The organism is Myroides sp. LoEW2-1, from assembly GCF_009767705.1.
Taxonomy (GTDB): domain Bacteria; phylum Bacteroidota; class Bacteroidia; order Flavobacteriales; family Flavobacteriaceae; genus Flavobacterium; species Flavobacterium album_A.
On the sequence record NZ_WSPP01000177.1, the window covers coordinates 1 to 26,600 of the forward strand.

At 33.6% G+C, this 26,600-nt stretch carries 19 protein-coding genes, 2 pseudogenes and 1 CRISPR repeat array; of the genes and pseudogenes, 14 read left to right on the forward strand and 7 right to left on the reverse strand.

Translation table 11 applies throughout. The annotated features are described in order from the left end of the window. The first annotated feature begins 378 nt into the window (after positions 1–378). Positions 379–3,548: direct repeats of the CRISPR family, unit length 50 nt; unit sequence GTTGTGAATTGCTTTCAAATTATTGTAAGTTTACTGTGTAATCACACAAC. A gap of 106 nt (positions 3,549–3,654) precedes the next feature. The 3 genes and pseudogenes from cas2 to cas9 all read right to left on the reverse strand — a co-directional run bounded on the left by cas2 (position 3,655) and on the right by cas9 (position 9,129). Further along, complete coding sequence (gene cas2 / locus GOQ24_RS10850) at positions 3,655–3,993, reverse strand: CRISPR-associated endonuclease Cas2 (protein WP_160339675.1); 339 nt, start codon at positions 3,991–3,993, stop codon at positions 3,655–3,657. Then, positions 3,990–4,882: pseudogene (gene cas1, locus GOQ24_RS10855) on the reverse strand (type II CRISPR-associated endonuclease Cas1). Before cas1 ends, cas2 begins: the two are co-directional and overlap by 4 nt. A gap of 14 nt (positions 4,883–4,896) precedes the next feature. Further along, on the reverse strand, positions 4,897–9,129 hold the full coding sequence (gene cas9 / locus GOQ24_RS10860) for a type II CRISPR RNA-guided endonuclease Cas9 (protein ID WP_160339678.1): 4,233 nt from the start codon (positions 9,127–9,129) through the stop codon (positions 4,897–4,899). Positions 9,130–9,392: 263 nt separating this feature from the next. On the opposite strand from cas9, the gene GOQ24_RS10865 reads away from it, so the two are divergent. The 5 genes from GOQ24_RS10865 to GOQ24_RS10885 all read left to right on the forward strand — a co-directional run bounded on the left by GOQ24_RS10865 (position 9,393) and on the right by GOQ24_RS10885 (position 13,181). After that, entirely contained in the window at positions 9,393–10,106 is a 714-nt protein-coding gene (locus tag GOQ24_RS10865; RefSeq protein ID WP_160339679.1) for a DNA alkylation repair protein, read from the forward strand. A gap of 229 nt (positions 10,107–10,335) precedes the next feature. Then, on the forward strand, positions 10,336–10,854 hold the full coding sequence (locus GOQ24_RS10870; RefSeq protein WP_155092943.1) for a hypothetical protein: 519 nt from the start codon (positions 10,336–10,338) through the stop codon (positions 10,852–10,854). Between the two features lies 1 nt (position 10,855). Then, on the forward strand, positions 10,856–11,338 hold the full coding sequence (locus tag GOQ24_RS10875; RefSeq protein ID WP_160339681.1) for a hypothetical protein: 483 nt from the start codon (positions 10,856–10,858) through the stop codon (positions 11,336–11,338). Between the two features lie 248 nt (positions 11,339–11,586). Next, a complete protein-coding gene (locus GOQ24_RS10880) occupies positions 11,587–12,072 on the forward strand; it encodes a GNAT family N-acetyltransferase (protein ID WP_160339683.1) in 486 nt (161 codons plus the stop codon). 170 nt (positions 12,073–12,242) lie between these two features. Beyond that, complete coding sequence (locus tag GOQ24_RS10885; RefSeq protein WP_160339685.1) at positions 12,243–13,181, forward strand: ParB/Srx family N-terminal domain-containing protein; 939 nt, start codon at positions 12,243–12,245, stop codon at positions 13,179–13,181. Positions 13,182–13,279: 98 nt separating this feature from the next. On the opposite strand, the gene GOQ24_RS10890 is transcribed toward GOQ24_RS10885, so the two are convergent. Further along, complete coding sequence (locus GOQ24_RS10890) at positions 13,280–13,573, reverse strand: type II toxin-antitoxin system RelE/ParE family toxin (protein WP_160339687.1); 294 nt, start codon at positions 13,571–13,573, stop codon at positions 13,280–13,282. Between the two features lie 3 nt (positions 13,574–13,576). After that, the gene (locus tag GOQ24_RS10895) at positions 13,577–13,822 is read right to left on the reverse strand and encodes a hypothetical protein (protein WP_160339688.1); all 246 of its coding nucleotides are present in this window, start codon (positions 13,820–13,822) and stop codon (positions 13,577–13,579) included. Between the two features lie 258 nt (positions 13,823–14,080). Here GOQ24_RS10895 and GOQ24_RS10900 point away from each other — a divergent pair, with 258 nt between their 5' ends. The 9 genes and pseudogenes from GOQ24_RS10900 to GOQ24_RS10940 all read left to right on the forward strand — a co-directional run bounded on the left by GOQ24_RS10900 (position 14,081) and on the right by GOQ24_RS10940 (position 23,657). After that, positions 14,081–14,815: a phosphodiester glycosidase family protein gene (locus tag GOQ24_RS10900; RefSeq protein WP_243731267.1), complete on the forward strand. Its 735-nt coding sequence runs from the start codon at positions 14,081–14,083 to the stop codon at positions 14,813–14,815. 175 nt (positions 14,816–14,990) lie between these two features. Beyond that, positions 14,991–17,834: a DUF6493 family protein gene (locus tag GOQ24_RS10905; protein ID WP_160339689.1), complete on the forward strand. Its 2,844-nt coding sequence runs from the start codon at positions 14,991–14,993 to the stop codon at positions 17,832–17,834. Between the two features lie 128 nt (positions 17,835–17,962). Then, positions 17,963–18,472: a hypothetical protein gene (locus tag GOQ24_RS10910; protein ID WP_160339690.1), complete on the forward strand. Its 510-nt coding sequence runs from the start codon at positions 17,963–17,965 to the stop codon at positions 18,470–18,472. 74 nt (positions 18,473–18,546) lie between these two features. Then, a complete protein-coding gene (locus GOQ24_RS10915; RefSeq protein ID WP_160339691.1) occupies positions 18,547–19,275 on the forward strand; it encodes a CPBP family intramembrane glutamic endopeptidase in 729 nt (242 codons plus the stop codon). Between the two features lie 90 nt (positions 19,276–19,365). Then, a complete protein-coding gene (locus tag GOQ24_RS10920) occupies positions 19,366–20,301 on the forward strand; it encodes a hypothetical protein (RefSeq protein ID WP_160339692.1) in 936 nt (311 codons plus the stop codon). 2 nt (positions 20,302–20,303) lie between these two features. Next, positions 20,304–21,401: a hypothetical protein gene (locus tag GOQ24_RS10925; RefSeq protein ID WP_160339693.1), complete on the forward strand. Its 1,098-nt coding sequence runs from the start codon at positions 20,304–20,306 to the stop codon at positions 21,399–21,401. A 51-nt stretch (positions 21,402–21,452) separates the two neighbouring features. Next, positions 21,453–21,644 (forward strand): annotated as a pseudogene (locus tag GOQ24_RS10930) (DUF5694 domain-containing protein); the annotation flags it as partial. Positions 21,645–21,895: 251 nt separating this feature from the next. Next, positions 21,896–22,540 (forward strand): DUF47 domain-containing protein, encoded by a 645-nt coding sequence (locus GOQ24_RS10935; protein ID WP_155092930.1) that lies wholly within the window; start codon positions 21,896–21,898, stop codon positions 22,538–22,540. Positions 22,541–22,559: 19 nt separating this feature from the next. Next, on the forward strand, positions 22,560–23,657 hold the full coding sequence (locus tag GOQ24_RS10940; protein WP_160339694.1) for an inorganic phosphate transporter: 1,098 nt from the start codon (positions 22,560–22,562) through the stop codon (positions 23,655–23,657). 165 nt (positions 23,658–23,822) lie between these two features. Here GOQ24_RS10940 and GOQ24_RS10945 read toward each other — a convergent pair whose 3' ends face one another. Both GOQ24_RS10945 and GOQ24_RS10950 read right to left on the reverse strand, forming a co-directional pair. Then, a complete protein-coding gene (locus tag GOQ24_RS10945) occupies positions 23,823–25,847 on the reverse strand; it encodes an ATP-binding protein (protein WP_160339695.1) in 2,025 nt (674 codons plus the stop codon). A gap of 180 nt (positions 25,848–26,027) precedes the next feature. Continuing rightward, on the reverse strand, positions 26,028–26,240 hold the full coding sequence (locus GOQ24_RS10950) for a hypothetical protein (RefSeq protein WP_155092927.1): 213 nt from the start codon (positions 26,238–26,240) through the stop codon (positions 26,028–26,030). Positions 26,241–26,600 lie beyond the last annotated feature (360 nt).

The window sequence follows — 26,600 nt, forward strand, 5'->3', positions numbered from 1 at the left end:
TGTAGTTCTTGAAATTCCTAAACTAGATGCGATTCTAGAATTAGAAATTTCTTTGATTTTCATCTTAATGATACTTTTTATCATGGTCGTTGAGATAGGTTTGTTAGCCATAACTTTGTGATTTTTAATCACAATTTACACTAAAAAACTAAGCTCAGAACTGTTCAGTTTGCACTGGAATCACTTGTTCAGTTTAGACCGGAATCATCTGTTCAGTTTAGACCGGAATCACCTGTTCAGTTTGCACCGGAATCACCTGTTCAGTTTAAACCGGAATTACCTGTTCAGTTTAGACCGGAATTACCTGTTCAGTTTAGACCGGAATCACCTGTTCAGTTTAGACCGGAATATCCAGCAATTAACGAACTTCACTAAACAGTTGTGAATTGCTTTCAAATTATTGTAAGTTTACTGTGTAATCACACAACGTATTAATTTCTCCAACTGACTTCTTTACTGTTGTGAATTGCTTTCAAATTATTGTAAGTTTACTGTGTAATCACACAACTACAAAAAACTCAATGTAACTATTTACATAGTTGTGAATTGCTTTCAAATTATTGTAAGTTTACTGTGTAATCACACAACTGACGGTGTAGAAAACTTTAAGGATAGCGTGTTGTGAATTGCTTTCAAATTATTGTAAGTTTACTGTGTAATCACACAACAAGAGCAAGAAATCTATGTGCAACTGGGGAGTTGTGAATTGCTTTCAAATTATTGTAAGTTTACTGTGTAATCACACAACGCACCAGACAGATTGAGTGATAACTCCAGAGTTGTGAATTGCTTTCAAATTATTGTAAGTTTACTGTGTAATCACACAACGAAGAAAGTCAAATAAGCAAATAGAAAAGGGTTGTGAATTGCTTTCAAATTATTGTAAGTTTACTGTGTAATCACACAACTGAGAGAGTAAATGCCTTTATACAGAATCCGTTGTGAATTGCTTTCAAATTATTGTAAGTTTACTGTGTAATCACACAACCCAGTTAGGATTATAATCAACTGTTAAATAGTTGTGAATTGCTTTCAAATTATTGTAAGTTTACTGTGTAATCACACAACTACATTGAAATCTATTAGAACGTCTATAAAGTTGTGAATTGCTTTCAAATTATTGTAAGTTTACTGTGTAATCACACAACGAGTTTTTTACATTTACATTTCTATTTCCAGTTGTGAATTGCTTTCAAATTATTGTAAGTTTACTGTGTAATCACACAACAGCTATTAAAGAGCCAACGCATGAGAAGATGTTGTGAATTGCTTTCAAATTATTGTAAGTTTACTGTGTAATCACACAACCGAACAGGGAAGCATGTGCCATACACTGCGGTTGTGAATTGCTTTCAAATTATTGTAAGTTTACTGTGTAATCACACAACTTTAAAGGCTTCAAGTTCTGCTTCGCTCATGTTGTGAATTGCTTTCAAATTATTGTAAGTTTACTGTGTAATCACACAACAGTTGGGGAGGTAAGTATAAAGAAGGGCTAGTTGTGAATTGCTTTCAAATTATTGTAAGTTTACTGTGTAATCACACAACGCACCCCCCGAAATAAAAACACCTGCATAAGTTGTGAATTGCTTTCAAATTATTGTAAGTTTACTGTGTAATCACACAACTACTTAAAAGCTTTTAATTTAACGAACAGAGTTGTGAATTGCTTTCAAATTATTGTAAGTTTACTGTGTAATCACACAACTCTAATAATAACAACAGAAAATGATTCATAGTTGTGAATTGCTTTCAAATTATTGTAAGTTTACTGTGTAATCACACAACGAATTGTTCTGCGTTCATACGCATTGCTATGTTGTGAATTGCTTTCAAATTATTGTAAGTTTACTGTGTAATCACACAACTTAAACAGGGTGTTATAGCCCATAATTTTAGTTGTGAATTGCTTTCAAATTATTGTAAGTTTACTGTGTAATCACACAACAGAGATATACCAAATAGGGTGTACTTTAAAGTTGTGAATTGCTTTCAAATTATTGTAAGTTTACTGTGTAATCACACAACTTGGATCTGGAGTATTAGTTTACAATGAGTGTTGTGAATTGCTTTCAAATTATTGTAAGTTTACTGTGTAATCACACAACGACTCATCAATACACTCATCACAATGATATGTTGTGAATTGCTTTCAAATTATTGTAAGTTTACTGTGTAATCACACAACATGAATGGTATCAATACTACCAGCTTTATAGTTGTGAATTGCTTTCAAATTATTGTAAGTTTACTGTGTAATCACACAACTCGAAATCGTTAACATTTGGGAAAAAGTTAGTTGTGAATTGCTTTCAAATTATTGTAAGTTTACTGTGTAATCACACAACAGATGACAATAAATGTTCATACAGCCTTGAGTTGTGAATTGCTTTCAAATTATTGTAAGTTTACTGTGTAATCACACAACAATAATCGTGTTTATTTAATAACTAAATTAGTTGTGAATTGCTTTCAAATTATTGTAAGTTTACTGTGTAATCACACAACGAGGGGTAGGATTAAAATAAGTAACGCAATGTTGTGAATTGCTTTCAAATTATTGTAAGTTTACTGTGTAATCACACAACTGCATTTTTAGAAGATAGACCAAACAAAGAGTTGTGAATTGCTTTCAAATTATTGTAAGTTTACTGTGTAATCACACAACTCGACGTATATCTTCCAAGCTGATGCCAAAGTTGTGAATTGCTTTCAAATTATTGTAAGTTTACTGTGTAATCACACAACCAATGCTGAGGAGCAACCCTATAAGCGCCGGTTGTGAATTGCTTTCAAATTATTGTAAGTTTACTGTGTAATCACACAACTGATTTCGTTTGTTCAAGACGTAAATTTGTGTTGTGAATTGCTTTCAAATTATTGTAAGTTTACTGTGTAATCACACAACTATGATTCAGATGTTACTGCAGATGAAAGGGTTGTGAATTGCTTTCAAATTATTGTAAGTTTACTGTGTAATCACACAACAAATCTAATAACATCATGTCTATACATACGGTTGTGAATTGCTTTCAAATTATTGTAAGTTTACTGTGTAATCACACAACCTTGAAGGTGGTAGAGTGTTAGACGTTACAGTTGTGAATTGCTTTCAAATTATTGTAAGTTTACTGTGTAATCACACAACAAAGAGGATTTAAGTAAATTAATAAGTAAAGTTGTGAATTGCTTTCAAATTATTGTAAGTTTACTGTGTAATCACACAACACAGTAGTTGCACCAGTTCATAACGTAATAGTTGTGAATTGCTTTCAAATTATTGTAAGTTTACTGTGTAATCACACAACAGTTGACAGAAAAGAATTACCACAAGGCTAGTTGTGAATTGCTTTCAAATTATTGTAAGTTTACTGTGTAATCACACAACAATTTTGATACAAAGATAATCATAAATCATGTTGTGAATTGCTTTCAAATTATTGTAAGTTTACTGTGTAATCACACAACGAGGGGTAGGGTTAAAATAGGTAACGCAGTGTTGTGAATTGCTTTCAAATTATTGTAAGTTTACTGTGTAATCACACAACCTCTTCTAAAGCCTTATAAATAGGGATGATAAGAGCGATTGGATAGTAAATAAAAAGAAAAAAAATGCTGTAATCTACAAAAGATTATAGCATTTTTTTGTTTCTATTAAAAGAGTTCTAATTGTTGCGGCATAAGTGGTAAATCTGTTTCTTTTTTTGCAAAGAAGAGTTCCATTTGTCCAAATTGTTTATCGGTGATACAGAGAATACCTATTTTTCCTTCTGCAGGGAGTTGCTTTTTTACGCGTTTGATATGTACTTCTGCATTTTCTCTACTGGGACAATGTCTTAGGTAGATACTAAATTGAAACATATTAAAGCCATCATCAATTAATGTTTTTCTAAACTTAGAAGCTACACTTCGCTGGCGTTTAGTTTCTGTTGGTAAATCAAAAAATACTAATACCCACATAATTCGATAAGCATTATAACGACTAAAACTCATTTCATCATAGGATAGTGTATTACTCTACTTTCTCCTGTAAAGCATTTGTACAAAGAACTTGTAGTGATGCTTAGTGCAGTCATTAAAGGACGGTTTAACCCATTAATGTAAACGTCTTTTGTAGCGATTTGTAACAAGTGTGCTTTCGCTTCTTTTGTAAGCGCAGATGGGTTTAGGGGATTGCTGATCCATTCTATAACTATTTCATCTATGTAAGGACGATAAGGTTCCATTAAATCATCTGCTAAACAGTAGGCGTTATATTTATTTTGGTGAAAGATTCCAATGGTAGGGTGGAGTCCACTGCATACAATAGCTCGAGCTACCATACTTCTCAGTATAGCATAGCCAAAATTGAGAAAGTTATTTGGTGATGCTCCCTCTCGATCTCTTGTGAAGTCATCAAAAAGCTTTCCCCAATAGTATTGAGCAGCAATACCTTCCATATTTGTACTATCTCCTGATTTTACTTCATTGAGATACTTAAGCATAGGGTCATACGCAAGGTTTTGCTTACTAAGAACTTCCTTTTGTTGATATATCTTAGCTTCTACAGTCTGTTTCCACAACTGCTTTCTTAAAGGCTCTGATATACTTATTTGTTTTTTTAAGCGTTCTGAATGCTCAACATGTCCGCTAATAGGTAACATATCAATCCTAAGGGTAGATGAGATTCATCACAACTAATAATAGCTACATTGTGGAGTTGTAGATATTGTATGACAGGATGAGAAATAGTAATTTGAGGATGATCTAATACCACGAAGCCTAAATCTTCAACCGGTACACTGCCTTTGACTTCTCCTGTTATCGCATCGTCAATCTTGAGTTGACGATGCGATAATTTTAAATAGGAGGGATTGCCAATATAGATAGTTCGTTTGAGCATAATAATACAATTTGTTAATACTCGCCTATATGTATAATTTCGCCAAGATGATTTGTTCTAATTTTTACAATACTCTCTAAGGCATTAGTACTTTTTAATATAATATGTGACTTATTTCTTAATTCTTTTGTATCTGTAACATTGGTTTCTAAATGATGACGGAAAACATAATCCCTTACAGCACTATTTCCATATTCAACTTTCGAAAACTTTTGTACTCTAAAAAGATGTTTACTAATTAACTTATAATTTTCCTCATCGAAAAGATCAATTTCATTAGGGTTAAAATCATCAGAAGGAAATAAGAAAAGCTCATTTTGTTTCATCGTGAATAAGAATTTCCATCCTAAATGTTGGTTATAGGTTTTGTCTATTATTGGTAGTTGTTGATTTACACGTTCAACTACTTCAAAAAGTGAAATAACATTATCTTGTAATTTTCCATTCTCATCTTCATATATAGCGACATGATGATTATTTCCTGTATTTATAAAATCGACAGGAATTTCTTGACCTTTAGAATCCAGAATTGGTTGACCTAAGTGATCCTTTTTAATATGTAAGGCTTCTGCGTTTTTAACACCAGATATAGTCACTCGTTTGATTGCTATTCCTTTTTCTTTGTTTAACCAAATAGGATTTTGATCTAAATCAGAGAAAGCTAATTTGGGATTATTGTCATATTGTTTTAATCTATTTTCTAAAATACGTTTAACACCTTGATCAATTACTTTGTCCACTTTCAAATCTGGTGTAATTTCTTTTCGTATAGTGTAGTCTTCTTCTAACCATATTAATTTAACTACCTCTGGAAGAGTGATGTTTTTTTCTAAATCGATATAAATAGGTGATTTACTAAGGGCATTCTTGCCACCAAATGCTTTTTTGGGATCATTATTATTATCATTTAATCTTTTTAGTAACAGTTTTTTATAAGTAGGGTTGCTAACTAACTCAATGATTTCAGAATTAAATTTAGGCCCAACTTTTTCTTGTTTAGAAACATATTGACGTATCTTACCATACACAGTTTCTTTGTGCAATTGCCCTCTTGGAGTTAGGGTTAGCTGACCTATCTTTTTTCCTTGAATTTTATTAATATTTTTGGTTACAACTTTGTTTTTAGCTTTATGGGAAACCAAAATGCTCTCTAAATATTGCTTAGCGACTTGCCTAAAATTTGGAATAGGTTCTTTGAATACTCTTTTTCTATTGCCTAAACTATCTGTTATTAGCTGGGTTTCTTTAGTTTCTATAGCAATGATATTACTGTGTAGTTTATCAGAATTATTCTTTCTTGCATTGAGGTTGTTTAAATATTGTATGTGATTATGTTTGGTAAATGCTACAGTTAAAGCATCCATAGCGTGGTGACGATGGTCGTTTCGCTTCGTCCAGTCTATAATTATCTCTTTTTCATTGCCATCTTTCATTTCAATTAATTCTGTCAATCCTGCATCCCTATACTTTTGTAGATTTAATTCTTTCAAAACATTTATTAGTCCCCAGTCGTCCCTTAGACGATCTGTAATGCTACCAGAAGTTGAAACTACGTTTCGAGTAATATCAAATAACATAGCTTTTGCTTTTTTAGCAATGTATTGAGTCTCTCTTAAATCTCTTTCTATAAAGCCATGTCCTATGTCGCTTTCTCTCATTAAAAGTTTTTTGAATTTGCTTCTAGAAATGCCTTCAACTTGTCCAAGACTGAACAAATTAGTTATTCTTATTTCAAATTCGTTTGCTTTTTCTTGACCATATTCAGCAAGTATAAAATCATAGGCTGTTTGATTTCCCTTTTTTAGGTTTACATTTCTGCGTACTAAGGTCTTGTTTGAAAAACTATTATCAAATAATTTTGATTGAGGGATAATATGCTCAATGTCATAGTCTTTTGTGAAAATATTTTTGCGTTCTATATATTCATTTGTATATAGATCTTTATAGCCGTTATTTTTTAATTCTTGGTATAATTTATAACGAACGATATCATTTCGTGTAGGGTTTTTTAAACCATCTTCTTTTTGTAAGATTTTGATTATTTTTTCATGGTCTGACTTTCCTTGATTAATTGACTTAGTAAGTTCCTCACGCTCTTTAGCATTCTTTTTTAGTTCACGTGCTAACTCAATACGGATTTCATCAAAATGAAAATCAGGAGCTTTTCCTTGTTCTTTTAACTTTAGATTCTCTCCATCAATTAATGTATTAACAACATTAACCATTTGGTTTAGTATTTTTTCAACAACTGGGTTTCTAAGACTGTTTTTTGGGAGTATAGTTAATTTATTATTTAGCTCTCTGTTATCATTTTCTTCTTTAGTAAGCGAATGTTTCGAATGCTTATATCCAGCTAAAAGACATGCATCACTATACTTATTGTCTTTAATGTATGGAAATATTCTTCTTATAGCCTTAGCTGATAGGTTTCCATAATCATCTTGAAATACAATATTTCCCAAGTATTTAGTTTGGTCAGGAGAAAAGTTGAATTTGGTCTGTAGTAGTTTATATAAGGTATTTAACCCTGTCTTAGAATCATCTTCTTCATAGGAGTATAATAAATGCCATAGTTGGTAAGACCCTTGTTGTTCAAATGCTTTACCTTCTAAAGTAGCGTCAAAGTCTAAAATAGTAGTATCAATACCTAAATCTTTGAAAATAGTATAAATCATTTCTTTGATTTGAGAAGCATCAACATCTAAATCAGTTAATTCGATATCATCTTTATTAAGCTTAATCTTTAATTCATTTCGTATATCATAACCAGCAGCATCAATAATGTCTAGATAAGCATTATATAATACTTTATTGGTATTATTCCCTTCTAGTTCTGTATAGTTTAACTCCCACATTTTGGGCTTACTTTCGATGAGTTTTAGAGCTTGAGCACTTGTTAATTTACCTTTTATATTTAATTCTTCAAATAGATGTGTTTTTTGTTCTTCTGCTAAACAAGTATATTCATTTGTTTCTTTATTTTTTAAAGTCACATTGTGTAATTGTTGCCATATTTTGAATTCTTGGAATAGAGGAGAGGATTTGGGAATTACTCGATTGCCAATAGTCTTACTTTTGCCATTTACAAGTTTTTGGCATTGTTCAAATTCACAAAAACTAATCAGCCCTTTTTGTGATTTTAATTTTCTTTGATAAAAAATAATAGTGTCCCTAATTTCCTCCTTGAGTTCAATAGTTAGCTCATCTGAATAGTATAGAGATTGAGTGTTCCATATTGTTTCAAATTCATCTAAGTAATCTTGTCTATAAAAAACTTGGTTTTTAAGACGAGTATGTGAATTTTCTTTTAGTTGTTGATATAAATATTGGCCTACAGTCAATTTGTTAAAGTATAACTCCTTACTTCTATCACTTATAGCTCCTAAATAACCAGAAGAATTATATATTTGACCATTAATATCAGCAATAACGAAAGCAACTACATCTTTATCTAATTGCTGTGTTAGGGCTTGAACTCGCCATTGATAACTTTGTAGTTTTTTTTCTTCTCTTGTCCCCTTGTTGTCTGCTGTGTTAAAATTATAAGTTACCCAGAATAGTGTTGATGTAGCTTTTCCTCCCTTGTCTTTAATTTTATCTTTAAAGGTCTCTGTAAGTATTTCTGGATAATATTTTTGTTGGAAAGTCCATATTAAGTCAAGTTCTTGATTTAGATCAGAGCGATAATAATCTGGTAATTTCTTGATTCCTTTTTGTAATAGTTCAAGTGATAATTGACCAGGGGTTAATTGTTCATTATAAAGTCGTTTCGCAATCGACATCCCATCGATTAGCTGCCCTTCTTCAGTGTTATTAACTTTGCGACTGCTTTTATATCCACGTTTTTTATTTATCATAAGTAAAACACGAGATAACTCTGAAAGAGATATTTTCTGAGAAGCAGCTTTATCTCTTAATTGATAAGTTTCAAAAGTTGATTGGTTGCCTGTTTCTGCTAATATAGTAGACTTATTTATCCAATTGTGCTGGGTAAGTATATTTATTAAATGTTCGCGTCTTAGTTTGTATCGCTGTAGATTACGACGTGCAGAACGTGATTGCGTTCTTGTAGCATTAGTAGTGATTGGTTTTCCTTTTTCAAAGTTGATTTGCTCGTCCACAGTTAAGGGGTTAACACGTACACCTAATTTTTGTATTGAAGAAACTTCATTATCATTTTCAGCTTCATGAACATAAGCCCAACCAATCGAAGTTGTTCCTAAGTCTAAACCAAGTATTTTTTTCATTATTGTAATTTTTTGTCAGTAAAAAAGATGAATTCTACATAATATTACAACAAAATATTTGAATTTTTATGTTTTGTTATGTAAAAAAAGAGTTTATATTTGTAGGACAATATGAAAGCAATTCACAATAAGGATTATTCCGTTGTGAAAACATTTAGGGCCTCGACTATCTTCGGGGCATTTTTTTTGCACTAATATTTCGCAAACTAATTGTAGGGTGTATTGGAAAATAAAATACCTTTCTACCTGTAAATTAATGTGTGATGAAAGATATACTACTCGATATACGTCAGACCTTACAAGACTTTGCTGAGCCTGCTCTAGTCTCTGCTTCTGCGCGTTTCTTTAAAGAAGGAGAGCAACCCAGAGAATATGGAGTTTCTAAGGAAATACTAGCTAAGATAGGTAAAGAGTTGTTCAACGATGTAAAGGGGAAACCAAAGGAGGAAGTGTATTTTTTGTGCGAGGAGCTATGGAAGTCCTTGTATTTTGAAGAAGCTTATATTGCTTGTATAATAACCAAACGCTTGCACCGTCATTATACTGCGAAAGATATCAATCTGTTTGAACATTGGTTAGCTAATTACGTCAGTAATTGGGCGAGTTGTGATACTTTGTGTACTTCTACTGTTGGGCCAATTCTCATACAATTTCCTCAAGAGGTAGATCGATTAAGTCAATGGGCAATATCAACTAATAGGTGGATGCGCAGAGGGGCAGCGGTTAGTCTTGTCGTACCTGCTAAAAAGGGATTGTATTTAGCACAAGTTTTTACAATTGCACGTTTACTAATGCAAGATAAAGATGATTTAGTGCAAAAAGGCGTTGGTTGGATGCTAAAGGAAGCAAGCCGATTGCATCAAGAGAAAGTGTTTGACTTTATTCTTCAGCACAAAACTGTTTTGTCGCGAACCACGTTGCGATATGCCATCGAGAAAATGCCTTTAAATTTAAAAAGAGAGGCTATGTTGAGGTAAATAGTGCCGTTTCGACCTTTTGCTTCTATGCTTATTTTAATTCTATCTCAACTGTCGAAATATGGCGATAAATCCTATCATGGCATGTGTTCATTGGTTTGTGGATTATTCAAAAAGGCATTAAGTGACTTTTGGTAAATTAGAGTGAACTATATTTCATTGTAGAAGTACTTAGGTGTGTTAAAATTTTAATATATTTACTCTCGAAATGTCAAAAAATAGAAATAAAATGTCTACAAAAGGTATTACCTATAAACAAAGAAACAAGGCAAAAGGAGTTTTGTTTGGAATCAGTTACGTTGTAATAGCTATTGGAATACTTACTTATTTTTTCAGTATTATTGACATTGTCAAATATGTGAACGACCAGATGTATATGGCCGTTATTTATGCTTTTTTAGGAGCAATTCCTCTTTTTTTAATGAAACCTCTTTATAGTGATTCGGCATCGATTACCTATTCCAATGATGTGATGTATGTAAAGATTGGCAGCAGAAGTTATACTGTGAGGTATAGTGAGATAGACAAGATGATACATGATCAAGGAGTCAAACAATGTCTTGATTTTTACAATCAAAGAGGAGAGAAAATTTTGACAATTGCCCCTGTTGTAAGTAAAGAGTCTACTGACGATTTTTACGATGGAGTGATTGATCACATTTACACGAAGAAGGACTTCGAGGCTTCTGAGAAGTGGTATACGATCAAGCGTCAAAAGGTGTGTATTGTTACTTATAAATCAAAATAATATGATTGTATCAGAGAATACTTTTTACATCATTGTAGGTGTATTGGTTTTAATAGCTATTGGCATTTATTTGTATTTTCGCTGGAAAGGCAAAAGTGTAAGTGGCAGTTGGATTACATTGATTATGCTGATGGTGGTGTTTTTTGTCTACCTCTATACTCCGAGAAAATTAGTGGTTGAATCTTGTGAGAATTACACTGTAGAGGTAATCTTGTTACCTACGCAAATAGAAGATGTAAATACTTCTTATGGCTACAAGAGTTATGTGGTTAATAATACTTCAAATACACTGAGTTTTGAATATGTTTATTATGGGAATAATGTTCCAAAAGACAACGAAGTTTCTGTTTTTATTGAACCTGGAGAAGTTAAGTCCGTTCGCGGTTCGAAAATAGATTATATATTGTCAAGCCCCGATAGTAATATTCGAGTTAAAGGCAAAGGTGCTACAAAGACAGTCTTGTCCTGTGATGTAGAACAATAATATAAAGAAAGCAATAGTAAGTACTATTGCTTTTTTCTTTTTAGGGAAGTTTCTTTTTTTTTCTTTTTGAAAGTTCAGTCAAATAAAGTGGTAGAATTGAAGAGAATATTTTTTTACCTTGCTGAAAAGTGGATAGGTAACAAAACAGAACTGATTTGATTAAGTTCATTAAGTGTTTTTATACGCTAATAGATAGATTATGAGTGCTTTGATTTGCGTGCTATATCCTGTTTTAAACAAACTGAATAATGAAAAGACTATATTTTAGACCTCTTGTCATAGAGGATAAAGAACAACTGCTGTATATCTACTCTGACAAAGAGGCGATGAAGCACAGAGCCAGTAAACCATTAGAAACTCTGGAAGATGCAGAGAATATGGTGAAGCAAGCTCATCGTGAATGGGAGAGCAAAACGAAAGTAAGGTTGGCTGTTGTACAACAAGAAAATGATGTGCTAATCGGTACAGCGATGTACTTTTTCGAATCGCCTACAGTTGTCGAGATAGGTTTTTCTATCGGTAAAGACTTCTGGAAGTATGGCTATGGACAAGAGGGAACAGAAGGATTAATGGAGTATATTAAAGCTAATGAGCCCAATGTTAATACCATAGTAGGAATCGCCCGCAGTGCCAATGACAAGTCTATTAAGATGATGCAAAACATCGGTTTTACAGAAATAATGGATTACGATGGGGAAGACAAAAGAAGATTTGAATTTATAGTTAACGGTTAACAGTTAACAGTTTTTGTATTCAACTATTGGGATGACATATCACACAATAGAGATTATATGTTGTGAGAAGTCGATTGATTTCGTATCTATCCTATTGTAATGGTAGATAGCCCATTTTTACATGATTAATAAAAACACCTTATCTTTACAATCTCAATAAAACACACCCCATGAAATACTACTGGAAAGATGTTGTGACAGATAATCAACAATGGAAAGCATTAGAGTTAACGGTAGAAGGATTAACACCTCCGACGATGCAACTGTTAAGTGGTTCGAATTGGAAGATGAAGTTGGTCTGTGAAGATAAACCAGTGATGTGGGGATTGATCAGTAGAGACTTCTGTGATATAGGATTAGTAAGAACCTTTGAGGAAGACAGTAGGCTGATTAAGAATATCAATTCACAAGAAGTAGAGAAACGCAAGGGCTTATCCAGTGAAGAAAGACTAAAGTCGTGGTCTCGCTATTTTGCAGAAGAGATGGTACAGGCTGATAAGCACTTCTTTTATGATTCTATCTGGTTATTCGAGGGGTATAAGGACTTCGCATCCCCTCCTAATTACGGTACTACGATAGCAGCCGAAGATGATTTTGACGCCTTTACTTATGCACATTGGGATAGAGAACTATTGTACTCACGCAGAGTAGATGAGTATTCTGGTCGTCTAAAATGGTGGCGTAAGAAAGCCGTAGAGGGATCACTACCACCTGTATTTGCCTGGTATATTCCCTCACTTGGAGGGTACTGGATTATCGACGGAAATTACAGACTAAGAGCGGCTATCTTAGAGAAGAAAGAGATACCTGTGGTGTTGGCATATTCAGGAGAATACAAAGAAGCCATTATGAATCCAGATTTTCAGAGGGGAATCTTACACTCATTAGCAAAAGCTGAGGGACAACCTGTGAGTCCTAAGACAGCGGATTCGATGAATCAACACTTGGTAGCTGCTTTTGACGATAGACCGTACTTTCAAGGAAAGACGGTGGCTCGCGTGAAGATAAAGTCTAATGAAGAGTGGTTAGCAGAAGTAACAGATTACCTTACGGCTATTGATTATCCCGAAAGAGAGAAGTATATCCAACAGTTAAAGGATGAGTTGTGATTTGAAGTAAGGATTGTGCCTTCGGCAATGGTTTATATCTGATGAACTACCTTGCGTTTTATTGATATACAATTGCTACACAGTACATTTCTTTTACTTTATAAAGAGAGCTTATTTGTATCCTGGTGATTATTAAAAAAACGAAGTAGAACAATTTTATTATCTTCAATGAAGATATAGTAGAGTGTAATTTGCTTTACAATAGTAATTTGGTAAGTGTTTTTATAACCAGTTGGCTTGAATGTTACTTGACCCTGTTTTAGTAGTTCAATAGTCTTCTCAACTGCATTGATAAAGCAAATACTTTCTCTTTTTGTCCATCTTCGCAATAAGAAATCAATATTATCCCAATAATCATCTTGAGCAGTTTGTGACCAAACAATACTATTCATCTTTTACTTCTGAAATAGATGAGGGAACTTTAATTTGGTTTGTTCCATTACAGTATCATGTGACTCAAGAACTTCTGTATCTATAGAAACAAGTGCTTCATCAATGGCTTTTTTTTGAGCAAAGGATAAGTCCTCTTTCTGAATTGTATTCATCATAGATTTAAGTCTTGCAATTACAGTATAGTCATCCAATTCATTTATCCAATGAATTAGATCTAATTTGTCATTATGTAATTTATGTGTGCTCATAATCTATTGGTTTGTCTATAAAATAGGAGGGCTGTTTATTAATAAAAAGGTACAGCATAATTTCTATTTTAATCAAAATTAAACTATTACGACTGTTCTTGCAATAGATTAAGGAATTTTTAATTGTAACTATTCAATTTATTTTCTCTTGATTTTATCAATCTTAGTTCAAGATATTTTACATTATCAGAGTCTATTAATGCAGTAGTCAAATACAGAATAACAAAAATAGTACTACATTTATCACTTGTTAATCCAATGTTTTCTATGCGGTTATACCTTGTAATTTTAGGGTTGTTATTCTTATCCTTGTTCTCTTGCCAACAAGATAAGTATGAGCATGACTATGTTATTTATCACTGTGATCCCGCTAAAGAGCATATCAAGATGTATTGGAAGGATGAACAAGGAGAGAGAATACGCAGTTTAGGAAAGCTAAAAGAAGTATCAGAAAACAGAGGAGAAGAGTTAGTCTTCGCGATGAATGGTGGAATGTTTGAACCGAATTATACTCCTAAAGGCTTATACATCGAAAACTATCAATTACTTCAATCTTTAGATACTTTAAAAGAAGGTAAAGGTAACTTCTACCTGCAACCTAATGGTGTGTTTTTCCTTACTAAAGATAATCAAGCGAAAGTAGTATCAACATCAACATATAGTCATAATACCATGCTTAAGTATGCTACACAGTCAGGGCCTATTTTACTATTAAATGGTGAGATTAATACAGTCTTTACACCAGACTCTGTGAATCTCAATATCCGCAATGGCGTAGGTGTAAAAGAGAACGGAGAAGTAGTCTTCGCGATGTCTAAAGAGAAAGTTAATTTCTACGACTTCGCTAAGCTATTTAAAGAATTAGGGTGTACAGACGCACTGTATTTAGACGGTTTCGTGTCAAGAGCATATCTCCCTTCTAAGAAGTGGGAACAGACTGATGGTGACTTTGGAGTGATAATAGCCGTTTCACGGTACCCTTCGAGGAATTAAGAAAAAGGAATATGTGTCTTCGGCGATAGGTTATATCTGACGAACTACCTTGTGGTTTATTGATTTCCACAGCATTTTTTTTTCATTAAAATCCCTTGATTCCATTATTTGTCATAAGTTGTAAAATTGTATCTTTCGGTTTTAAAACAAACGACAAAACCACACAATAGCCATCATGAGTAAAGACATATTTTATACTGAGTTAGAACAGTTAGTAGAAGCTGGGAATTCGGCAGGAGTACTTGCATTACTTAAAAATACACCATTAGAGGAACGAGTGAAATACACGAAGAAGATCTCTAAGTTAGGAAAGTATTATCAAGAGTACATATTAGAAGAAGGTCACCGAAATGTATATGGATATAGAGGGAGTGATGAACAGCGATTAGCAGTGAACTTGGCGGTACTGACGAGTTGTACGTATAAAGACTTTACGGGAATATGGGGAATAGGAGAAAAGGAGTTTAAGCAAGTATTGGATTGGTATGTGCCAGAATGGTTAGGGGATTATGTTAATGATACAGCCAGAGAAGGATGGATAAGAGCGCCTTTTAACGAGATTAGCTTTGTCTATGAGTTAAATGAAAAAGGAGGGTTTAAGACTCCATTGACTGAGGCTACTTGGGCGACTATAATGGTGAGCTTTAGTACTGTAGAGATATTCGATCAATACCCTGCGTTGTTAGAGCAGCAGTTTTGGTATCTATTTGATCACGAGGTGAGTATTAATTACAATCCTTGGGATGAGGTTATCGTTACCTTAATAGAACAAGGGCGATTAGATAAACAGCGTATTGTGCAGATTGCAGTACAGAGTGCCTTAACACATACAAATCAAGCATTGAGTGGGTGGCATGCTAACTTACTGAGTAAACTTCCCTTGACGGAGCAAGAGCTATTAAGTTTTCAAGAGGAGCTATTTCAACTACTGAATAGCCCTATCTCGAAAGTGGTGAATACAGCTTTGGATATCTTGTTTAAGATAGCGAAAGATAAGGCCTTCCAGGCAGAGACTTTTGTCAATCATCTTCCTATATTGATGAGTAGTACAGTAAAAGCGACTATTAATAAGGTGTTGCGTATCGTGGCTGTATTTGATAAGGCACATCCTGCATATAAGGAATCCAGTGCAATGGCTATCGTAGGGGCTTTTCACATTCAAGATCAAGCATTGCAAACGAAGGTAGGAAAGCAGATTATCAAATATGTGAAATTGAATGAGGAGCTCACAGCACAGTTGTCAGCGTACCAAGATATGCTGATGAGTGAGACAAAGACTTTGTTAGCAGACTATATTACTGTGGAGAATATCACTTTGGGAGAGGCAGTAGAAGAAGGCGAAGTAGAGCTTATGCCTATTGCTTCTATTGATACCGTAGAAGATTTGATATTCTATTTGTCAGCTTGGAAGAATGCAGAGAGTCACTATGCCTTTGAGCAAATGATAGACGCGATTATCAGACTTCAAGGAGAGCTACAAGCAGCTCATATTGAGCAATTACTACCTGCTTTTGACAAGGTGTTTAAGACTTTTAAAGATTTGTGGTCAACGACAACAGTACAGAACGCTATGGCTTTTTGGCTGTTGGAATGGGCGAGAATGTTGATTGCAGAGGAAAATATAGAAACTAAGGAATTAGAAAAATTATATAGCAAATATGCTAAGGCTGAACTATATACTAATAGTGGTATTACCTTAGGAGAGGTAAAGTTAGAGGCGAGTAATCGCTTTAGTTATTACTATGCTGCTCTACGTCCATATTTGACACTGTATTACTATAGCTTACAATTGGTAATGGAAAAACGTGTCTTGCGTATCTTGAGTTTGCCTACACACAATCCTTTTTATATAGATAGTACTGTATTGGTAAACCGATTAGTAGCGTATCAAGAGCAAGGAGAATTAGTAGATGCATTAGATTTACAGATTGCATTAGCACGTATAGATAAAAATACAGAAGAAGCAGGATTAGCTTTAGCTCAGAAACATCTGAAAGGAGAGTTGCTTTCTATCATTGAATTTTACTTAGGCAAGGGTGAGGTGAAGGAAGCGTCAGTAGATTATTATGACGTATGGAGAGGAGCGGCAGCGTTAAAGTACCCTCATCATCCTTTAGAAAGTTTGACTAATGATCGTTATACTAAAGAACAACAAGAATACTGTGCGGGTTGGCTAGGCAATTGGGAAGTGATCGAGGAATCTCATACGTATAAGGATTGGGATCACAAGACAAAAAAACAAATAGACAAGGTGTTTACGCATAAGAAGTTAAAGTTAGAACAGATACCTTATGATATTAATTCGTTTTTAATCTTTAGCCGTGTCAATAAAGCGATGCCAAAGATAGCGATAGGTGATCGCATGGGATCAGTGAATTTAATGGAATTGATGAAGTATCAAATTATCGATACAAAGGTAAATGTAAGTGAATCACTGTTGGCTCTTAATCCAAGACAGGCTGATGCTATCTATATGGCGGTAGTGGAGAAGTGTCTGCATTATGGTGGTAGTGCGACGTTCGAGGTGGCTGAGAAGAGATTGTTGCAAGGAATGTTTACGTACTTATTACAGATGAACAATGTGGTGTTTTCAGAGCAATTTTACTTGTTCTTTGGGCTGGCATTGATATGTGATGACAAGGTAAGTCGTGCTTTCGTAGCGGAGTATTGGATCAAGGAGGCGCTTCGTTTAGATCAACAAAAGGTAGGTAATATAATAGGTAAGGCAGAGGCTAAGGAGTATGTGACGATTAAGCGTTTGACAGACTCTATACAGGGGTTTATGATGAATGTAAGTGTACAACACAACCAAGCGTTGCAATTGCTAATCGAGGGGATATTAGAACAGTTAGAGCCTACTCCTATTAAGGGATTGAAGACTTTGTTAGAGCAGTATGTAGAGGTGCTTCATACTAATAATGCTAAGGTGACGAATCCTGCTGTTATCGCCTTAATAGAGGAGTGGAGTAAGGTGAGCGCTACTAAGAAAATAGCAGTGACACTACGCTCTTTTAATTAGGAATGCTTTCCCTTCGGGGAATTAAAAATTGTTTGCTTTCGGCATGGGGTATATACGGCACAGATTACAAATCTGCGCCAACGCAGTAGAGACGTCAATATTTTGCGTTTCAGTATAAAATGAATGATATGAGTTTAAGAAGTGAAATAGCTCCTCAAATGAAGGTAGCAGAAGAGCGTTACCCTATAGTATTAAAGGCTGTATTAGGATATACTGACTTCTGTGATGAGTATGGAGATGATGATCTTATAGAGTATAAAAGAGTAGAAGAAGAGTTACATCAGTTGACAGGGAAAGATATGTCTAGGTATGACTTATGGGAGTATTGGGAAGGAGAAGGGGCAGAAGTACTTAGCTTTAGAATAGCATTACCTGATCCTTTAGTGGTAAAGGATATTAGTAGACAAGAGATAACTGAGATAGTGACTATTCTCAAGGTATTTGATGTTTCTGAAGAGATAGAAGGTACTACTTTTAAACAACAGTTTAAGTGGCATTTAAGTGATTATTATTACTCTTTTTTGAAGCTAAACTGCCCTAAGTATTCTAATAAGTTCTTTATGCGTAATAAAAATAAGCTAGGAGAGTATTTTGAATATTCTATAGAAGAAACTGTAAATGAATTAATGAAGAAATAAACTAAAGCCTCAAGTAATTGAGGTTTTTTTCTTTTACAAGAATTGGTTACTTTAGAAAGGTTAAACTAATGACTATGGCTATAATTATACTTGAAGCACTAATGCAAGTAGGAGTATTACTTCCCCTTATGATCTTGTTTATGAAAGACAGGGGGAAAAAAGATTTTATGCGTATTGGCATATTTTGCTTTGTATTTGTGCTTTATAGTTTTGCATTAAGGTTAGCTCATGTGTTTGATAGCTTTTATATAATTAAAGGGAATTGGAATTGGAATGGGAAACTATACGGTGTATTATGTGGGGGAGTTTGTTATTTTGCTTTTCGCTCTTACTTTAAACAACACAATTTCTTTACACTGAGGCAAGTACCTGATAGTCAAAAGGGAGTTAGGATAGCTACTTTAAGTATTGCCTTATTGGCTGTATTAGTGTGGTGGTATGCAGGTAATGGAGGAGAGTGGAATATAGAAACATTGGCATTTCAGTTGACCTTGCCAGGTATAGATGAAGAGATAATGTTTAGAGGGGTATTAATGGGATTGTCGTTGTCATCTTTAAAGTCAAATGTGAAGTATATAGGTAATCCAAGTAATTTAATTATAGCTATGCTGTTTGGTTTTGTTCACGCTTTTGTATTATCTAGAGAGTATGCGGTGTCTTTTGATATTGTTTATTTTATACAGACTGGTTTTGCAGGTTATATTTATGGATGGATAGCGATAAAGAGCAGGAGTATCTTGTTTCCTATAGTAGCACATAATGGGAGTAACTTCTTTGGGACATTGACGATGATGCTGAAGTAGGTATAGATTTAATAATTATTTAATTGGGCTTTGACTTGATAAGTGGAATTTGTGTTGTATTTTGTCATTGTTATATAGACAAAATAAAATATGGAAAAAGTAGCTTGTAGAATATGTGGAAATATGGTTTTGCCAACAACTTCACAGAAAAATGATGGTTGTTGTGCTTTATGTGTTAGGGGAATTTTCGCAGAGCAATGTGATGTATGTCAAAAGGCTGTGAATGGTGTGAGTAAGATGCCTGATGGAACAAAGATGTGTATTCGATGTAATATTGAAAGTAGTAAGCAGATGAGTAAACAATGGAGGGAACTGTGTCAACAAACTTTAGAGAGAATAGATATTACTACTTTAAAAGTTAAACTGTTTCCAGCGTATAACGAAGTGTTTGTCAATAATCAATGTCAAGGGTTTTACTATCCGTTATGCAGTTTGAAGTTTTGCAATGTAGGTAGTGAAGTAGAGGAAACTGTTCACATTGTTTCTCATAATGGTTTGTGGTTTGCACAAGAAGGAGAACCTAATAATCCTTATGAATCTTTTACTGTTTTTGAGAAAGTGAAAGACAAGTATAAGTTTCACGGTTCACTTACTAACTTTAGTGGATGGAAATACGTTCAGTTGCTATTTCAGTATTTGGAAGAACACTATACTTCATTGATTAACGATTGCAATTCTTCTGATGCTTTTTTACAAAAGGTATTAAACGAGTATAAAGGTAAATTAGGTGATTTTGATAAAGAATATTACATCACCACCTATTATGAGTTTAAGAAAAAGAGAAGTAAGCTAAAGAGTGATCAATTTGTGCCCTATACGAGTATTTCTTCAGAGATCTTTGCTCCATTTACGGATACTAACTTTATTAGTGTAGGAGAGGAAATTGTAGATTATAGACAAGAAAGAGGAATAGACTGGCCTATTGGTGTATGTTGGTCAGAATCTTTTTTTGGTGATGGCAATCACGTTTTTCTGTTTTTAGATGAACAGCAAGAAAGAGCTTATTTAGTAAATCAATATTCTTAGTTATGAGAAAGCTTGCCTTTTTTTTAATGTTTATTGCCTCTGTACAAGTTATAGGCCAGACAAAGGATACTTGGACTACTTTCTACAATGAGAGTGAAGAACTATTAGGGTATAAAAATAGCCAAGGTGAAGTAATGATTACTCCTCGTTTTACCCCATATATGACTGCTTATCGATTTGATGATATTGCTGGTGTAAATGAGTTGGTTAATGAAAGCTATGAGAGTTATTACCTGCTTAAGGATGGGACAAAAATAGGTCAGGGTTCCTTATATATATTTGATAATATCTTTGATTGTGAACAGGAGGGACTAATCCGATTTGTAAACAAAGAGACTAATTTAGTAGGAATGTTTGATGCGAAAGGAAATGTGGCTATTCCTGCTGTTTACAGTGCGTTAAGCAAGAGCAATAATAGCTTGATAATCGGGTTAAAGAATGCTACACGAGAGTATTGGGATGGAGGAAATCACAGTGGGTGTAACCACTATAGCTTAGTAGAAGGAGAGACGCTACTGCTGACTAAAGACAATAAGATAATAATAGAGAACTTCGATATCGGTTATAAGTCTATTGATCTATTTAACTATAAGGTAAGTCAAACTCCAGAAGAACACAAGAATACAGTTGTGTTTCAAGGTACTGATGGTCAGTATTATTACTTTGTGGATTTAGAAGCTGCTTTTAATGATTTTGTTCATGGCGAATTATTAACGAATCCTACTGTAGATAACCTATTAAAGCATAGTTATACTTCTTATTACAGCTTTGACTACACTAAGCAAGTGACTAATTCATTGGTTCCTACAGCATTTTTACAAAGCAATAAGAAGACTATAGAGAAATACCTTAAAACGATCAATGGTGCGAAACAGGGAGAATATTATATGAGATCAGAAAGTAGTGCTCCCTTTAGTTTCGCTGAGGTCAAGGAGTTAGAACAGTACTTTAATAACTGTAATGAGTGGCGTATGGCAAAGTATCCAATTTTGGTATTAGGGATAGACTCTGCCTCTGCGTTGAATAAAAAATGGAGAAATACGAATCTGACGTTTATTTATCTCAATGGTCAATTCCACTTGCTACAAGTAATTTTATAGGTCTATTTTATTCTCTAATTAGCTGCTTGAATACCTTTAGGGGGATGAATAGATGAAACGGCTAAATTTTATCACCGTATTTTGGTGATGTATTCTAATTTAAATCAGATCCCACTGACGAAAGATGATCGCGTATTTATCTTAATGGGAGGAACGCATACGGCCTTCTTTAATATGTGGTTAGAGCGCAGTCCTAAATACCAACTAATGAATACACTGGATTATATAGAGGAGTTTAAGTAATAAGTTTTCTATTGAAGTTAAGGTAAACATTAGGATTGGCAACAGAATATCAACAGTACACAGGGAGTTTAGAAGGTCAAGATATTTGACTTTTTAAACTCTTTGTGTATATAGAGATTGCGATAAAGTGAATAGTAAAGGAGGATAATCGTATAATAATTGCTTTTTTTATCTATTTCTTAATGATTTGGTAACATTGGTTATTGATGGATAGCCTATGTTTGCATCCGCTTTAATTAAATAATAAACAAATGTCATTAAACAATATTTTTCAGTTTTTAGTTCCTAAGGACAAAACATTTTATCCTTTGTTTGAAAAGGCAGCTAATAAGATTAAAAAGCTTTCACAGACTCTTCATGAGGCTGTAAATGCACCAGCCAAAGAAAGAGAGAAGCTTTTGAAGGAAGTTGAAGTTATCAAGCAAGAGATTGAGGTAATTGCTCAGACGACTCGTGTTGAATTAGGTAAAAACTTCATTACTCCTTTTGATAGAGAAGATATTCACAATTTGATAACAGCAGTGGATGCCATTGCAGATAATTTATCAGATGCTGCTTCGCGTATGCGTTTATATCACATTGATAAAATTACAAAGCCATTACATAAATTGACAGAGGCAAACTTGGAAGCGTGTAATGAAGTAGCAAAGGGATTGTACACACTGGAGAACATGAAAAATCTTGAAGTATTATCTGGTGTATGTAAAAATATCTCGAGATTAGAACGCAAAGCAGATAAGGTATTTGACAAAGCTGTTGCAGATATTTTTGAAAATGAAAATAATGCCATAGAGATTATTAAATATAAAGAGGTAATGACTGCTTTAGAATCGGCAACGGATAGCTGTCGTGATGTTGCTAATGTATTAGAGGCAATCACGGTGAAGTACTCTTAATAAATATAATGGTTTAACTATGGAGTTTATATCAGAGTTACTGAGTAATCAAGCGGGGATAATGCTGATTATCATTATCATTTTGGCACTTGGTTTTGATTTTATTAATGGGTTTCACGATGCTGCTAATTCAATTGCTACAATTGTTGTAACACGTGTGTTAACCCCATTTCAAGCTGTTCTTTGGACTGCGTTTTTTAACTTTGCTGCCTATTTTATTTCCTTATACATTGTAGGTGAATTCAAGATAGGTAATACAATTGCTAAATCTGTAAATGAAGATTTTATAACATTAGAAGTTATCTTCTCTGGATTGATTGCGGCTATTATATGGAATTTATTGACGTGGAAGTTAGGTATTCCTTCTTCTTCATCTCATACTTTGATTGGAGGTTTTATAGGTGCAGCTTTAGCACATGCAGGAAGTTTTGCACCAGGAGGGATAGATGTAATTGTGTACTCAAAAGTAATTCCAATATTCTTATTTATTTTTGGAGCTCCTTTTCTGGGAATGTTCTTGGCTTATTTTATTACCATTGCCATATTGTGGATTTGTAGAAAAATGAATCACCACAAATGCGAGGTGTGGTTTAAGCGTTTACAACTTGTTTCTTCAGCTTTGTTTTCTTTAGGACACGGAGGAAATGACGCTCAGAAAGTAATGGGAATTATAGGTGCTGCTGTTATATTCTATCACGTGCACATTGATATGGATCCTGCTTATACTGTAGAAGGAGTAAATACTTTCTCTGTGTTCGTTGAACATTGGTGGTGGGTCCCTTTAGCATCTTTTATTTTCATTGGTTTGGGAACCTTATCAGGAGGATGGAAGATCGTCAAGACTATGGGGTCAAAGATTACAAAAGTTACTCCATTAGAAGGAGTGGCAGCTGAAACGGCAGGAGCTATGGCTCTATATGTTTCAGAACACATGGGAATTCCCGTGTCAACTACGCATACTATTACTGGTTCAATAATAGGTGTTGGTATTACTAAACGCGTTTCTGCAGTTCGCTGGGGAGTAACAATTAATTTGTTGTGGGCGTGGATATTGACTATTCCTGTTTCAGCTGTAATGGCAATGCTTGTGTATTACTTAGTTTCATTATTTACATAAAAACATTACCTTACTAATGTTTTAGGCCACATAGAAATATGTGGCTTTTTTTGTGTCTTATGCTCATAGTATAATTCCTTGAATAAAGACCTATTAATTAAAAAAAGGAGATGAGTTAAAAACTTATATTGTTTTTAACTCATCTCCTTTTTAGTTTTCTATTTATTAGTAAGAGATCGCTAAGGTGATTGTTGTCCCTTTGTTTATTTTAGATATGATCTTAAAGTCCGCTTTTATCGCTTGTGCTCTTTCTTTCATACTGTTTAAACCTAAACCATTAATGCGGTTTCCTTTAATTCCTATGCCATTGTCTTTTACTTCAAAGACAATCTTGTCATTTGTTGAGGTCACATTGATTTGGCATTTTGTAGCATAGGAGTGTTTGTTTATATTTTGGAGTGTCTCTTGTAGGATATGGTAAATATTTACTTTTTGCAAAGTAGTTAAATGTTCAAAAGACAAGTCATCCTCTAAGGTAATGGTAAATACAGTCTTAAAGTTATTACTCTGTTTATTGACCAACTCAACCAATAGATTCTCAAAACTTTTATTCTTTAAAAGGCTACTTTTAGCTAAAGAGTGAGAAATCTCCCTTACTGTTTGTTCAAGGTTTACTATTTCTTTAATCAACAATTGTTGCATCTCTTTATTGGCAGAGTCCATTTGTTGAAGATTAAATCTCAGCGTAAAAAGGCTATTAATTACTCCGTCGTGTAAATCTTTTGATATTCTATTTCTCTCTTTTTGTATTGATTTGTGTTCGATATTATTGTTCTCGATTAAAAGATTTAGAATTTTCTCATTCTTAGATTTCTGAATATTGAGATTAAAAAGCTCTTTGTTTTTGTTTTTCAACCTAAAATAAAAGATAATAAAAGCTAAACCAATGGTAACCACCGTCGAAATCGCTAAAATAACAGCAATTTTCTGTCTTAAGGATTGGTTCTCCTTCACTAACAGAAAGGTTTCATATTCAATCTTGGCAAACTTTTCTCTCGTTTCTTTTTGTTCAACTTCCAGTACTTTATTTAAGTCGATAAGCTCTTTTACTAATGCTGGAGTAGGATAATCTTTATCGTTTAATAAAATGAGTTCGATTGCTTCTTTTTGCTTCTTAAAGAATTTGTCTTTCTTGGCAAGATCATAAGAGGTCCATGCCCATTTTAGAGAGTTACTTTTATCTCCTAACTCACTATATATATTAGAAATAATCTTTGCAGTATCTGCTTGAAAAAAGATGTGCTTTAGCTTGTCAAATAAATTATACGAAATAAGTAAACCACCAATTACATCGGGGTTAGTGCCATTATAGTGCTGTGCAAGTTGATGTTCTAAATTGATGAAGGCAAAACCTAAATCAGTATAGTTGTATTGTATGTATTCGATTCCCTTTGTGGAGTATTCTACTGCTTTGCTATATTCTTTCGTTTCAATGTATAAAAAAGATATGTTGGCATACAATGCTGAATATGCTAAATAAAACTTATCACGGGGTAGCACTTCGAATTTTCCTTCATCATCTTGAAGTATTTTCTCGGCCTTTTTTAAGTTAATTAATGCTTTGTCAAATTCCCCGTGTTCTATATTGTATAAAGACATTAATTGATAAGCTTCAATTAATAATGGGTTTTTAGGGAAATCTTGTAGTATTTTAAGTGATTTGGACAGTTTAACTTCAGACTCCATTTGGAGTCCCAGTTCATACAATAACCGTGATTGATAAAAATTGTTTTCTGCAACAGGTAAACTATCTCCATTTTTTTTAAAGATGTTTTCTGCTTTCAGATAGTAATAATATACACTGTCTAATTGGCCTTCATCGTGGTAGAAAACGGCTAAATCGTGGTAAGTATTCGCTAACCTTGTTTGATCGTTTTGTTGTATTGCATCGTCATGAGCAATACTATTCAATTTTAGAAAGGCTTTCTTTTCATTGGTCCAACGCAAAACATCTATAACACTGTCAATTAATTGAGCGTCTTTCTTTGTGTTTTTCGAATTTAATGCTCGCTTTGTCTTGTCTTGAATGGATTGTGCAATCGAATCTTTATCTTGTATGTCGCGTTTGATAGCATACAGATTATCTATATCCGTTTTGTATACAGTGTGCTTTTCATGACAACTTATTACAGTGAACAAGATTAGAAATGTAATAGGATAATAAATAAAATTGCGAATTTTATTTGCCATTAGTTTTTCGAAACGATTAAAATGAAATACAAAAATACTATATATTATTTATATACTAAAAAGTTCTTAATAGCTGTATAATCTTGAGTTACTTATCTTTATTGCTTTCTATTAACAAGAATTGCCTAAAAAGAAAAGAGAAGATATTTATTATTAAACAACTTCTCTTTTCTTTGCATTTTATTCATTAAAGTATTTGTTGAATATTTTTATACTATCAATGGGATCTGGCATGCCCATTGGCGCGTTTTCTCTTTCGTAATGTTCAATAAGTATGTTTAATACTTCTAACTCATCAGCTTCAGGAGTATCACTTTTAGCATCTTCTAAAAGCTTTATCCTAATTAATGCCATATGGTAATCTTCTTCAGTTCGAATCGGTTTTATTGTCATAATTGAATTAATTTGGATATAATTTGTACTTGCCTCTGTGGAAGGAGGTTCTATAAAGCTACTAATAAAATTGCGACTTAGACGTCTTTTTACAAAAAAAGAATATTATATACGTCTTATTGTTTAGGTTAGGTTTTGGAGTCAAGTGAACTTTTTACAGTATAAATTGCTTTGAAGTCTTATAAATAGTGATTTTGGAAGTATATTTTTTTGTTAAAAACAGGTTTTGTGTTCTTATTCTTCTAATTTTGTGTTTATAAAAATTAAAGTAAAAAATACCATGAAAGAATTATTAGAAAAAATCTCTGCTGAGTACGACGCATTCCAAAAAGATGCAGCATTACAAATTGAAAACGGAAA

What these genes read in the sequence shown, in the direction of transcription:
- GOQ24_RS10935 (WP_155092930.1), top strand. Translation starts at nt 21,896, where the DNA reads ATGTCATTAAACAATATTTTTCAGTTTTTAGTTCCTAAGGACAAAACA.
- GOQ24_RS10920 (WP_160339692.1), top strand. Translation starts at nt 19,366, where the DNA reads ATGGAAAAAGTAGCTTGTAGAATATGTGGAAATATGGTTTTGCCAACA.
- GOQ24_RS10905 (WP_160339689.1), top strand. Translation starts at nt 14,991, where the DNA reads ATGAGTAAAGACATATTTTATACTGAGTTAGAACAGTTAGTAGAAGCT.
- GOQ24_RS10885 (WP_160339685.1), top strand. Translation starts at nt 12,243, where the DNA reads ATGAAATACTACTGGAAAGATGTTGTGACAGATAATCAACAATGGAAA.
- GOQ24_RS10880 (WP_160339683.1), top strand. Translation starts at nt 11,587, where the DNA reads ATGAAAAGACTATATTTTAGACCTCTTGTCATAGAGGATAAAGAACAA.
- GOQ24_RS10895 (WP_160339688.1), bottom strand. Translation starts at nt 13,822, where the DNA reads ATGAGCACACATAAATTACATAATGACAAATTAGATCTAATTCATTGG.
- GOQ24_RS10915 (WP_160339691.1), top strand. Translation starts at nt 18,547, where the DNA reads ATGGCTATAATTATACTTGAAGCACTAATGCAAGTAGGAGTATTACTT.
- cas9 (WP_160339678.1), bottom strand. Translation starts at nt 9,129, where the DNA reads ATGAAAAAAATACTTGGTTTAGACTTAGGAACAACTTCGATTGGTTGG.
- GOQ24_RS10870 (WP_155092943.1), top strand. Translation starts at nt 10,336, where the DNA reads ATGTCTACAAAAGGTATTACCTATAAACAAAGAAACAAGGCAAAAGGA.
- GOQ24_RS10865 (WP_160339679.1), top strand. Translation starts at nt 9,393, where the DNA reads ATGAAAGATATACTACTCGATATACGTCAGACCTTACAAGACTTTGCT.
- GOQ24_RS10910 (WP_160339690.1), top strand. Translation starts at nt 17,963, where the DNA reads ATGAGTTTAAGAAGTGAAATAGCTCCTCAAATGAAGGTAGCAGAAGAG.
- GOQ24_RS10950 (WP_155092927.1), bottom strand. Translation starts at nt 26,240, where the DNA reads ATGACAATAAAACCGATTCGAACTGAAGAAGATTACCATATGGCATTA.
- GOQ24_RS10925 (WP_160339693.1), top strand. Translation starts at nt 20,304, where the DNA reads ATGAGAAAGCTTGCCTTTTTTTTAATGTTTATTGCCTCTGTACAAGTT.
- GOQ24_RS10875 (WP_160339681.1), top strand. Translation starts at nt 10,856, where the DNA reads ATGATTGTATCAGAGAATACTTTTTACATCATTGTAGGTGTATTGGTT.
- GOQ24_RS10945 (WP_160339695.1), bottom strand. Translation starts at nt 25,847, where the DNA reads ATGGCAAATAAAATTCGCAATTTTATTTATTATCCTATTACATTTCTA.
- GOQ24_RS10900 (WP_243731267.1), top strand. Translation starts at nt 14,081, where the DNA reads ATGTTTTCTATGCGGTTATACCTTGTAATTTTAGGGTTGTTATTCTTA.
- GOQ24_RS10940 (WP_160339694.1), top strand. Translation starts at nt 22,560, where the DNA reads ATGGAGTTTATATCAGAGTTACTGAGTAATCAAGCGGGGATAATGCTG.
- GOQ24_RS10890 (WP_160339687.1), bottom strand. Translation starts at nt 13,573, where the DNA reads ATGAATAGTATTGTTTGGTCACAAACTGCTCAAGATGATTATTGGGAT.
- cas2 (WP_160339675.1), bottom strand. Translation starts at nt 3,993, where the DNA reads ATGAGTTTTAGTCGTTATAATGCTTATCGAATTATGTGGGTATTAGTA.